Raw genomic sequence first — 11,525 nt, 5'->3', positions numbered from 1 at the left:
TCCCTCATGGACGGCGTGGTGCTCCCTGACAAGGTTGTCGGCGCGTCAACGCCCGACCTTGGGATGTTCGACGCGAAGGGACCAGTCCAATCACCGCATTGGACCAGACGGCCCACCCCCGCGAGTCCCGCTCTCCGTCACACCGAAATCCGCTACCACGCACATTCGAATGTCACATGCGCGTCGTTGTTGCCTCCCAGCGGCACATCCGGTCCGCATGTGCCAAAGCTAGAAGCGGCGGCGGCCCAGGCGGTGGGCCGTTACGAAACAGGCCGTGGCGACCACGAGCGCCACGGCCACCTGGACGAGCACCGATGCCACCGGCACGGGCCCGTTGGTGAACAGCAGGTGGGCCATGGCCCCGACGGGCGGCAGGCGGTTGGCCACCACGAGCAGCAGCAGCGACACGCCGAGGACGGCCACCAGCGACCAACCCGTGGTCGGGATGAGCGGCCGTGAGCACAGCACCCCGAGCCCGACGCCGGTGACGGCGCTGATGGCGTGGGCGGTGAAGCCGAGGACCACATCGGACAGTGCGTACGGGTGGTGGTGGATGACGGCCGGCACGAGCGTGGCCAGCAGCACCAGCGCGCCGGTGAGCACGAACGCCGTGGCGACGAGACTGCCGAGCAGCCGGCGCCAACCGCCGACGGCGGCCATGGTGACGTGACGCTGCACCGGATCCTCGTTGTTGACGAGCACCACGGTCACCCACGCCGCCAACGGGAACAGCACCATGGCCGACACGCCGTACGGCGGCAGCGGTGTGCCGGGGTCGCCGCCGTAGAGCACGCCGATCATGGCCAGGTAGACGAAGGCGGGCGGCAGCCAGCGCTGGGACTTGACCAGGTCGGCCAGCAGGTAGCGGATCACGTGGCCCTCCGCACCGAGTGCACGCCGGGCAGCTTCGCGACCTGGTCGACGGCCTCGGACGTGCAGGTCACGACGACCTCCACCAAGCCGACGTCCTCGACCGGCTGCACCAGCCCGTCGACCATGCGGTACACGGTCGCGCCGGGGAGCTTGGCCGCCGCACCGGTGTGATCGGTGACCAGCACCGTCGCGCCGGCGTCGGCCGCCTCGCGGACCAGGTCGCTGAGCACCGCCCGGGCCGCGACGTCGAGACCGGCCCACGGCTCGTCCAGGACGAGGAAGCCGTCGATCGCACCGAACGTCTGGGTGAGGCCGACCTTCTGGGCGTTGCCCTTGGACAGCTCGGCCATCGGCTGGTCCAGGTCGCCGGCGAAGCCGAGGCGGTCCAGCAGCTCGACACGGGTGGGCAGCCGCCGGATGCGGGCAAAGTGCCGCAGGTAGGCACGGGCCGACAGGCGCAGCTGGTCGGGGAACCGCTCCGGGAGGTACGACACCGAAGCCGGCCGTCCGCGGACCGTGCCGATGCTGGGCACGGTCACGCCGGCGGCGATCCGCAGCAGGGTCGACTTGCCGCAGCCGTTCTCGCCGAGCACCACCGTCACCGAGCCGGGCGCCAGATCCAGGTCGACGCCCCACAGCACCATCGGCCCCCGGCCGTAGCGCATCCAGACCCCGTCGACAGTGATCAACCGCACCCCTCCCGGTGGCCGATCCTGGCAGACGCGATGAGAGATTGACGTGAGCAAGACCCCACTTGAAGGCCAATACAGGACAAGCGTACTGTTAAAGCCGAGCAGGGTCCGGCGGCGCACCCCACCAAGGTGCGCGACACTCGGTCCCTACGTTCCCGAACCTGACCAGCGCCGTCGCACGATGGAGTTTGACGTGACTGCACCTGCGAGCAAGGACAGCTTCGGCGCCCGTGGCACGCTCACCGTCGGAGACGCCTCCTACGAGGTTTTCCGACTGAGCGCGGTCGACGGCGCCGAGCGCCTGCCGTACAGCCTCAAGATCCTTCTGGAGAACCTGCTGCGCACCGAGGACGGTGCCAACATCACGGCCGACCACGTCCGTGCGCTGGCGGGCTGGGACCCCACCGCGGATCCCGACACCGAGATCCAGTTCACCCCGGCCCGGGTGATCATGCAGGACTTCACCGGCGTGCCCTGCGTGGTCGACCTGGCCACCATGCGCGAGGCCGTCACCCAGCTGGGCGGCGACCCGGCCAAGGTGAACCCGCTGGCCCCGGCCGAGCTGGTCATCGACCACTCGGTCATCGCCGACATCTTCGGCCGCCCCGACGCCTTCGAGCGCAACGTGGACCTGGAGTACGAGCGCAACCGCGAGCGCTACCAGTTCCTGCGCTGGGGCCAGACCGCCTTCGACGAGTTCAAGGTCGTCCCGCCCGGCACCGGCATCGTGCACCAGGTCAACATCGAGCACCTGGCCCGCGTGGTGATGATCCGCAACGGCGTCGCCTACCCGGACACCGTCGTCGGCACCGACAGCCACACCACCATGGTCAACGGCATCGGCGTGCTGGGCTGGGGCGTCGGCGGCATCGAGGCCGAGGCGGCCATGCTGGGCCAGCCGGTCTCCATGCTCATCCCGCGCGTCGTCGGCTTCAAGCTGCACGGCGAGCTGCCCGCCGGCGCCACCGCCACCGACCTGGTGCTGACCATCACCGAGATGCTGCGCAAGCACGGCGTGGTCGGCAAGTTCGTCGAGTTCTACGGCTCCGGCGTGTCCGCGGTGCCGCTGGCCAACCGCGCCACCATCGGCAACATGAGCCCCGAGTTCGGCTCCACCTGCGCCATCTTCCCGATCGACGGCGAGACGGTGGACTACCTCAAGCTCACCGGCCGCTCGGCCGAGCAGGTCGCGCTGGTCGAGGCCTACGCCAAGGAGCAGGGCCTCTGGCACGACGACAGCCGTGAGCCGGTCTACTCCGAGAACCTGGAGCTGGACCTGGCGACGGTCGTGCCGTCGATCGCCGGCCCCAAGCGCCCGCAGGACCGCATCGAGCTGGCCGAGGCCAAGAAGCGCTTCCAGCAGGACGTGCGCAACTACGTCAAGGCCGACGACAACGTGGACGAGGAGATCGACGAGTCGTTCCCGGCCAGCGACGCCCCGGCGCACAACGCGGCCGCCAACGGCGCCCGCCCGCGCAAGGTCGTGTCGGTGACCCTGGAGGACGGCACCGAGACCACGCTGGACCACGGCCACGTCGGCATCGCGGCAATCACCTCATGCACCAACACGTCCAACCCGTCGGTGATGATCGGCGCGGCGCTGCTGGCCAAGAACGCGGTCGAGCGCGGCCTGTCCCGCAAGCCGTGGGTGAAGACCACCCTGGCCCCGGGCTCCAAGGTCGTCATGGACTACTACGAGAAGGCCGGCCTGACTCCGTACCTGGACAAGCTGGGCTTCAACCTGGTCGGCTACGGCTGCACCACCTGCATCGGCAACTCCGGCCCGCTGCCGGAGGAGATCTCCGCCGCGGTGCAGGACAACGACCTGGCCATCGTGTCGGTGCTGTCCGGCAACCGGAACTTCGAGGGCCGGATCAACCCCGACGTCAAGATGAACTACCTGGCCAGCCCGCCGCTGGTGGTCGCGTACGCCCTGGCCGGCACCATGGACCTGGACCTGAGCAGCGACCCGATCGGCGTGGACAGCGAGGGCAAGGACGTCTACCTCGCCGACATCTGGCCGTCGCCGCAGGACGTGCAGGACGTCATCTCGACCGCGGTCACCGCCGAGATGTTCACCAAGGACTACGCCGACGTGTTCGCCGGCGACGAGCGCTGGCAGTCGCTGCCCACGCCGACCGGCAACACCTTCGACTGGGCCGACGACTCCACCTACGTGCGCAAGCCCCCGTACTTCGAGGGCATGGCGCTGGAGCCGTCCCCGGTCACGGAGATCAACGGCGCGCGGGTGCTGGCGCTGCTGGGCGACTCGGTCACCACCGACCACATCTCGCCCGCCGGCTCCATCAAGGCCGACTCGCCGGCCGGCAAGTACCTGACCGAGCACGGCATCGAGCGCCGCGACTTCAACTCGTACGGTTCCCGCCGTGGCAACCACGAGGTGATGATCCGGGGCACGTTCGCCAACATCCGGCTCAAGAACCTGCTGCTGGACGGCGTGGAGGGCGGCTTCACCCGCAACTTCCTCGCGGATGGCGAGCAGACCACCATCTTCGACGCGTCGGCCGCCTACATCGAGGCCGGTGTGCCGCTGGTGATCCTGGCCGGCAAGGAGTACGGCTCGGGTTCCTCGCGTGACTGGGCCGCCAAGGGCACCAGCCTGCTGGGCGTGCGGGCCGTCATCGCCGAGTCGTTCGAGCGCATCCACCGCTCCAACCTGATCGGCATGGGCGTGCTCCCGCTGCAGTTCCCGGCCGGCGAGACCGCCGCGTCGCTGGGCCTCGACGGCACCGAGACCTTCGACTTCGCCGGCGTCACCGAGCTGAACAACGGCTCGACGCCGCGCACCGTCAAGGTCACCGCGGCCAAGGCCGACGGCACCACCGTCGAGTTCGACGCGGTCGTCCGCATCGACACCCCCGGCGAGGCCGACTACTACCGCAACGGCGGCATCATGCAGTACGTGCTGCGCAAGATGGTCAACAGCTGACCTGACCGCGTCCAGGGCCGTCACCGGGATCCTCCCGGTGACGGCCCTTTCGGCCCGGTGTTCGGTGCCGAATCCCAGGACAGGCACCGCCAGGGTCGTTTAGGGTGCGAAGTGAACGCCGGGTGAACGTCCGGCGGCTCGTCAGGGGGGACGGGTTCGGAGTTCCGGGCCCTCGCGCGTCTTCTCCCAGGTGAGCATCCGTCACAACCATGTGAGCCTGTAGGGGGACTTCGCATGTCGAAACTGATCATCGCCAACAGCCGCACCGAGGAAATGGTCGGCGACCTGTCGCTGCTGACGCCGGCCGAGCGCGTCGCGGGCGGTTGGGGCGCTCAGCGCATGTTCTGGTTCGCCGACGACGGCGACATCCTCGTCCTGCCGTGGATCGCGGACGACGACTACATCGACTACGTCCTCGGCCGGACCGGCGTCGACCGCGCTTCCCTCACCCTGCTCGTCCCGTCGCCCGGCTACCTCGGTGCCGAGTTGCTCACCCCGGACCGGCTGACCGACCCGGGATTGCGTGCACAACTGGAGCAGGCGCTGACCGGGCGGGAGATCGACGAGATCGTCACCTGTTACGACGACGCTTACGTCATCGAACTGGCCAGGGCCGTAGGCATCGAGACTGCCCTGCCCGGCTTCGCCTTCAGCGAGCAGGGTGGCGACGCATTGGTCAACAGCAAGGCCGCCTTCCGGGCCGTCGCGGCGGGTATCGGAGTTGCCATCGCGCCGGGCGCGATCGCCGGTCGTCCGGAGCTGGCCGAGGCCACGATCGCCCGGATCCTGGGCAACGGCGACGCCGTCATCGTCAAGAAGGAGTTCGCCGGCGGCGGCTTCGGCAACGAGATCTTGGCGACGGCCGAGGGGGTGCGTCCGGCCGGGGCGCGCAAGGTTGTCGTGTTGCCTGACGAACAGGCCATCAAGGACTACGTCGCCGAGCGCTGGTCGTGGCTGACCGGCGGCCGCGACGACCGGCTGGTCATCGAGCAGTACTTCACCGATGCGGTCACCGTCTACTCGGAGTTCGAGGTCGGAGAGCGTGCCAGCGAGTTGCGCGGTACCGGGCAGATCCTGATGGAGCCGGTGGCCATCGGCGAGATCGTGCCGCCGCAGGGTGTCAGCCCCGAGCAGCACCAGGAACTCGTGGACGAGGGACGCCGACTGTGCGAGGCGTTCCGTGGCCTCGGCTACCGGGGCAACATCAGCGCTGACGCGATCCGCACCAGCGACGGCCGAATCGTGTTCAGCGAGACCAACGGCCGGCTGACCGGGTCGACGCATCTGCACATCACGCTGCGCGACCGCATGCTGCGACCGGAACACCGTGGCCACCGGGTCATGATCGAACGCGCGGCCTGGACGGTCCCGTCCTTCGTCGCCGCCGTCGAGGCGCTGCGTGCGGCGGGACTGGAGTTCGATGCCACGACCGGTACTGGTGTCGTGCTCACCGGCAACTACGTCGACGTCAACGGCATCGTCATGTACTGCATCGTCGGCGAGGACTATGAGTCGGCCGAGGCCGTGATCGCGACCATCGACGCCTTGCCGGTCGGCTCGGCCTGAACGCGTCCGGAGACACCACCGTCATGACCGTAGAGCACCTGCTCGCGCCGAGCGAGCACGCCCGCGCCGAGCCCGCCACCCGTCCCGTGGTCAACTCGTGGGACGAGTTCACCACTTTGCGGGAAGTGGTAGTAGGGGACGCCACCGGCGCCGCCATTCCCGACCTGACCGCGGACCCGTCCGCCTGGCTCAACTACTACCCGGAGCTCACCGCGTCCGAACTGGCCGCGGTGCGCACCGGCCGCTACCCGCAGTGGATCATCGACGAGACCAACGAGGACCTGGCCGGTCTGGTCGGCCTGCTCGAGCAATTCGGGGTCACAGTGCGCCGGCCGGTCCCGATCGACCACAGCGCGCGGTTCGGCACACCCGACTGGCACACCACGGGCTTCAGCACCTACTGCCCGCGCGACCTCACCCTCGTCGTCGGCTCGACCCTCATCGAGACGCCGAGTCCGGCACGGTCGCGCTACTTCGAGCAGTTCGGCCTGCGCCCGCTGTTGCAGGACTATCTGGCGCAGGGCGCGCAGTGGCTGGCCGCGCCGCGGCCGCGGCTGACCGACGAGCTGTTCGCGCTGGACGAGCAGGGACTGCCGGTCCTCGGCGAGACGGAGCCCGCCTTCGAGGCTGCCAACGTGCTCCGGCTCGGCCGAGACCTGCTGTACCAGGTCTCCCGCAGCGGCAACGAGTTAGGCCTGCGCTGGCTGGAGTCGACCATGCGACTCGTCGGCGATGTGCGTGTGCACCCGCTGCGCGACGTGTACGGCTACACGCACATCGACAGCACGATCGCATTCCTGCGGCCCGGTCTGGTCCTGCTCAACCCTGAGCGAATCACGCCCGACACCGTGCCCGCGCCGTTGGCCGGCTGGGACGTCGTCTGGTGCCCGCCGATTGACGAGGGTCCGCTGGCCATGGATCACGCGCTGAGTGGTCGCTGGATCAGCATGAACCTGCTGATGCTCGATGAACAGCACGCCGTCGTCGACGCCGACCAGCCCGCGCTGCTCGCGACGCTGGAGCGGCGCGGCATCACCGTGGTCCCACACCGGCTGCGCCACCAGCGGGTGCTCGGCGGCGGTTTCCACTGCGTGACCCTCGACGTCGTGCGCGACGGCGGGCCGGAGAACTACCTCGGCTGAAGCCGGGACAAGCAACGACAGGGGCGGAGTTCTGCGATGTTGACTGCGGTGAAGCGCACGCCGTACTGGCCGGTGGTCACCCACCCGGTGCTGCGTAAGGTGTTGCCGGGTATCGGTCTTTCCAGCATCGGTGACGGTATGAGCACCATCGCCATCGCATGGTTGGCACTGCAGATCGCGCCCCTGACCAGCGCGGCACGTGGGTCGCCCTCGCGGCGGCGGCGTACGTGCTCCCCGGCGCGCTGGGCGCCGTGGCGTTCGACCGCTTCCTTCGCGGACGCTCCGGTGCCCAACTCGCCGGTTGGGATGCAGTGACCAGGGCCGTGCTACTGGGCGCCATCCCGCTGTGCTTCGTGCTCGGCGCGCTGTCGCCGGTGCTGTACGTTGTGCTGCTCGCGCTGTCTTCGCTGCTCAGCGCCTGGGGCAAGGCCGGGCGGTACACCCTGCTGGCCGAGTTGCTGCCCGACGAGCACATGCTGGCCGGCAACGCCGTGGTAAACGTGCTGCTCGAGTTCTCGACGGTCGGCGGTCCGCCGCTGGCCGCGTTGATCATTTGGTTGGTCGGTCCGGCGGCGGTGATCGCCGTGGATGCTGCCACGTTCGCGGTGCTGGCACTGACCTATGGGCGTGCCGTCCCCCCGGAAGCCAAGGCCGTCTCGGTCAAGGCGACGTCGGGGCGCTCGGCCGGCTTCCAGCTGATCGGACGCAGCCGGGAACTGCTGGGATTGGTGGTGCTGTCCTTCGGCTTCTTCGTCTTGTTCGGCCCGGTCACGGTCGCGCTGCCGCTACATGTGTCCCAAGACCTGCACGGATCGGCGGCACAACTAGCCGGCTACTACACGTCGTTCGGTATCGGCGCAGTGCTGGGTGCGATCCTGGCTGGCTACCTGAAGAACTGGCCGATGCGGCTGACCACGGTCGGTACCGTGCTGTGCTTCGGTCTGGTGCTGTTGCCGCTGGGGTTGAGCGGCTCGGTGTACATCGGCTGGCTCGCGTTCGGGCTGTGTGGTCTGACGTGGGGGCCGTTCCCGTCCACCACAACGGTGCTGTTCCAGCGTGCAGTACCCAAGGAGCAGCTGGCTCCGGTGCTGGCTGCTCGGGGAGCGGTGCTGTCCCTGGCCAGCCCGGCCGGCGCACTGATCGGCGCGCCGCTGATCCTTGCGCTGACGGCGCAGGGCGCGCTGACGGCGTCGGCGGTGGGCATGATCGGCTTGAGTCTGCTGGCTGCGTTGTTCTTCGCGTTGCGCCGCGAGACCCAGGTGGCGGACGACCGATCATCGTGACAGCGGCTGGGTGCGGTCGAATGCGCGTGCAGCGGCCGGTGCGGCGACCGGGGCGGCCCGGATCTACTCCATTCCGGGTATTGCGCGTGAGTTCCGTTCATCCGTGGCCGGCAACACGGCCGAATCTCTCCGACAAACCATGCACGGACCGTAGCTATGGCGGGCACCCGCCGATAGGATCCCAAACGGTCCTTGGGCGGTGAGCATGTGACGCGCGTGGATCCACTATTCCGGCGCATGCAGCAGGGAGTGGAACGTGATCGGCGGCACTGGAATGCGTACGCAACTCTCCATCGGCGAGTTGATAATCCATCTCCGGGGCCAGCACGGGCTGACCCAGTACGAGTTGGCCGACCAGCTGGCGGGGGTGTCCGGCAACGACGCGGTGACCAGGGAGGAGGTGTCGCGCTGGGAGCGCGGCAAGCGCATCCCCGGTCCCTACTGGCGCAACTGGCTCAGCGAGGTGCTGGGCTGCCCGTCGGAGCGCTGGGAGAGCGCGGCGGTGGCGGCCCGGCGGTCCCGGCGGATCCCGGTGCAGCGGCGGCAGAACGCGGACTGACCACATCCCCCGGGTCGGGCATCGTCGAGTCCGCCATCTCGACGAGGCCACTGCGCCGTGGATTCAAATGATTCAACGGGCAACTTCTCACGTTTTGTGGCGGTAACGCCGATAAAACAGCGGATTCACATTGTCGAACCAAACGGCGTCTTGACCGTGCCGGCCTCGTATGACAACGTGACGTCGTCTCCGCCGCCCCGGACCCTGTGAGGGTGGGCGTTGCACTTCGGACGGTTGACACATTCACTTTTCTGCGCGGCCCTGCTGTGCGTGCTGCCCCTGCCAGCCGCACACGCGGAGCCTGACCGTAACCAGGTCACGTCGGGTGGCCTGGCGCCGATGCAGGCCAACGGCGTCGCGGCCACGCCGCAGCTGGGCTGGAGCAGCTGGAGCTTCGTACGGAGCAATCCGACCGAGGCGAACATCGAGGGGCAGGCCAAGGCCATGCACGACAGCGGCCTGGTCACGCACGGTTACACCTATCTGAACATCGACGACTTCTACTACCTCAACCCGAAGACCACGGTGGACTCCGGCGGCCGCTGGGCCATCGACCCGGGTCACTTCCCGCACGGCATGGCGGTCGTGGCCGACTATGTGCACGGTCTCGGTGAGAAGTTCGGCATGTACCTGACGCCGGGCATCCCGGTCGCGGCGTACCAGCAGAACACGCCGATCGAGGGCACCGGCTGGCACGCCCGCGACATCGTCTCCGACACCAGCCGCTACGAGACGAACTACAACTTCGGCAACGGCTCGATGTACTACATCGACTACGCCAAGAACCCGGCCGCCGCGCAGGCGTTCCTCAACTCCTGGGCGAACCAGCTGGCGTCGTGGGGCGTGGACTACGTCAAGCTGGACGGCGTCGGCGACTGGGACATCCCGGACGTGCAGCACTGGTCGCAGGCGCTCAACCAGGCCGGGCGGCCGATCCACTTCGAGCTGTCCAACTCGCTGGCGCTGTCCGACGCGGCGACGTGGAAGCAGTACGCCAACGGCTGGCGCATCGAGGGCGACGTCGAGTGCTACTGCTCGACGCTGACGAACTGGAACAACGTGGCGCAGCGGTTCGGCGACCTGCCGAACTGGACCGACTGGGCCAGTGCCGGCGGTTGGAACGACCCGGACTCGCTGGAAATCGGCGGTTCGAACACCGGCCTGACCGCTGACGAGCGCCGTACCGCGATGACGCTGTGGGCGGTCACGGCCTCGCCGATCACCCTGGGCACCGACCTCACCGCGCTCACGGCCGACGACCTGTCGCTGCTCACCAACGACGAGGTGCTGGCCGTCGACCAGCGCGGCAACGCCGCCCGGCCGGTGGACCGGCTGACCCAGTTGCAGACCTGGGCCACCGGCAACGCGGACGGCAGCTACACCGTGGCGTTGTTCAACCTCACCGGTTCCACCGCCACCGTCACCGCTCGGTGGAGCGACCTCGGTTTCGGCGGCACGGCTTCGGTGCGTGACCTGTGGACGCACACCGATCTCGGCACCGCGACGAACACGTTCAGCGCATCCCTTGCGCCGCATGCCTCACGGCTGCTCCGGGTCGTGCCCGCCGCCGGCTTCCACTACACCGGCATGTACTACACGATCGGCAACGCCAACGGTGCCCTCGACGTCACGTCCTCCACGGACGGCTCCGCCGTCGTCCAGCGCCCGGCCAACGGCGGCACCACCCAGCAGTGGCAAGCCGTCAGCACCGGCGCCGGCACGGTCAAGCTCGTCAACCGCAGCACCGGCCGGCTGCTGACCGTGCCGAACTCCACCCCTGGCGCCACTCTGGTCCAGTCCCACGACACCGGCGGGGCCGCCCAGTGGCGGGTGTCCGGGAGCACGATCACCAGCGCCCTCAACGGGTTGGTCGTCGGCGCCAACGCCAGCCAGGCCGTCGGCACCGGATCGTCGGACCAGCAGTGGCAGCTCACGCCGGTGATCGACGCCGGCACGCGCTACAAGCTCGTCAACCTCAACAGCGGCGGCCGGATGGACGTGGACAACGACTCCACCGCCGACGCCGCCAAGGTCCTCCAGTGGGAGGACAACGAGCAGGCCGACCAGCTGTGGACGCTGGCCCCGGCGGCCGGCGGCCTCTACACGATCACCAACGTCAACAGCGGCAAGCTGCTCAACGTCCCCGGCGGCTCCACCACGCAGGGCACGCAGCTGATCCAGTACCACGACGACGGCAACGCCAACTCCCGCTGGCGGCTGGCCGACGCCGGCCCCAACCGCCTCACCATCACCAGCGCCTCCAGCGGCCTGCTGTTGGACGCCTACAACAACTCCCTGACCGACGGCGCCGCCGTCATCCAGTGGTCCGCCAACAACGGGGCCAACCAGCGCTGGACCCTCGTCCCAGCCAACTGACCCCACGCCCACGCGAGTCCCGCTCTCGGGCTGGAGAGTTCCGTCCTCGGGCCCACCCACCTACGCACCACGCTGGAAGTGGCC

8 protein-coding genes are annotated in these 11,525 nt (G+C 68.9%); 6 read left to right on the top strand and 2 right to left on the bottom strand.

All coding sequences use genetic code 11. The features are described 5' to 3' along the window. Positions 1-228: 228 nt before the first annotated feature. Both M3Q35_RS02635 and M3Q35_RS02630 read right to left on the bottom strand, forming a co-directional pair. Positions 229-873 carry a hypothetical protein gene (locus tag M3Q35_RS02635; RefSeq protein WP_273939963.1) on the bottom strand — a complete coding sequence of 215 codons (645 nt, stop codon included), beginning with the start codon at positions 871-873 and terminating at the stop codon, positions 229-231. Next, positions 870-1,562: an ATP-binding cassette domain-containing protein gene (locus M3Q35_RS02630; protein ID WP_273939962.1), complete on the bottom strand. Its 693-nt coding sequence runs from the start codon at positions 1,560-1,562 to the stop codon at positions 870-872. Before M3Q35_RS02630 ends, M3Q35_RS02635 begins: the two co-directional genes overlap by 4 nt. Before the next feature lie 196 nt (positions 1,563-1,758). Between M3Q35_RS02630 and acnA the strand changes: the two genes are divergently transcribed. From acnA to M3Q35_RS02600, 6 genes are all read left to right on the top strand, one after another. Further along, the gene (gene acnA / locus M3Q35_RS02625) at positions 1,759-4,515 is read left to right on the top strand and encodes an aconitate hydratase AcnA (protein WP_273939961.1); all 2,757 of its coding nucleotides are present in this window, start codon (positions 1,759-1,761) and stop codon (positions 4,513-4,515) included. A gap of 234 nt (positions 4,516-4,749) precedes the next feature. After that, positions 4,750-6,081 (top strand): preATP grasp domain-containing protein, encoded by a 1,332-nt coding sequence (locus tag M3Q35_RS02620; protein WP_273939960.1) that lies wholly within the window; start codon positions 4,750-4,752, stop codon positions 6,079-6,081. A 23-nt stretch (positions 6,082-6,104) separates the two neighbouring features. Beyond that, a complete protein-coding gene (locus M3Q35_RS02615; RefSeq protein WP_273939959.1) occupies positions 6,105-7,223 on the top strand; it encodes an inosamine-phosphate amidinotransferase 1 in 1,119 nt (372 codons plus the stop codon). 158 nt (positions 7,224-7,381) lie between these two features. Continuing rightward, positions 7,382-8,506, top strand: a complete 1,125-nt coding sequence (locus M3Q35_RS02610) for an MFS transporter (RefSeq protein WP_273939958.1) — start codon at positions 7,382-7,384, stop codon at positions 8,504-8,506. A gap of 256 nt (positions 8,507-8,762) precedes the next feature. Then, positions 8,763-9,065, top strand: coding sequence for a helix-turn-helix transcriptional regulator (locus tag M3Q35_RS02605; RefSeq protein ID WP_337960549.1), 303 nt, complete (start codon positions 8,763-8,765; stop codon positions 9,063-9,065). 339 nt (positions 9,066-9,404) lie between these two features. After that, the gene (locus M3Q35_RS02600; RefSeq protein ID WP_273939957.1) at positions 9,405-11,441 is read left to right on the top strand and encodes an alpha-galactosidase; all 2,037 of its coding nucleotides are present in this window, start codon (positions 9,405-9,407) and stop codon (positions 11,439-11,441) included. Positions 11,442-11,525: the final 84 nt, after the last annotated feature.

Origin of the sequence: Kutzneria chonburiensis (assembly GCF_028622115.1) — a bacterium.
Taxonomy (GTDB): domain Bacteria; phylum Actinomycetota; class Actinomycetes; order Mycobacteriales; family Pseudonocardiaceae; genus Kutzneria; species Kutzneria chonburiensis.
The sequence above is the reverse complement of the archived record's forward strand: the minus strand, read 5'-3'. Positions and strand labels throughout refer to the sequence as shown.

What these genes read in the sequence shown, in the direction of transcription:
- M3Q35_RS02620 (WP_273939960.1), top strand. Translation starts at nt 4,750, where the DNA reads ATGTCGAAACTGATCATCGCCAACAGCCGCACCGAGGAAATGGTCGGC.
- M3Q35_RS02615 (WP_273939959.1), top strand. Translation starts at nt 6,105, where the DNA reads ATGACCGTAGAGCACCTGCTCGCGCCGAGCGAGCACGCCCGCGCCGAG.
- M3Q35_RS02610 (WP_273939958.1), top strand. Translation starts at nt 7,382, where the DNA reads ATGGTTGGCACTGCAGATCGCGCCCCTGACCAGCGCGGCACGTGGGTC.
- M3Q35_RS02600 (WP_273939957.1), top strand. Translation starts at nt 9,405, where the DNA reads ATGCAGGCCAACGGCGTCGCGGCCACGCCGCAGCTGGGCTGGAGCAGC.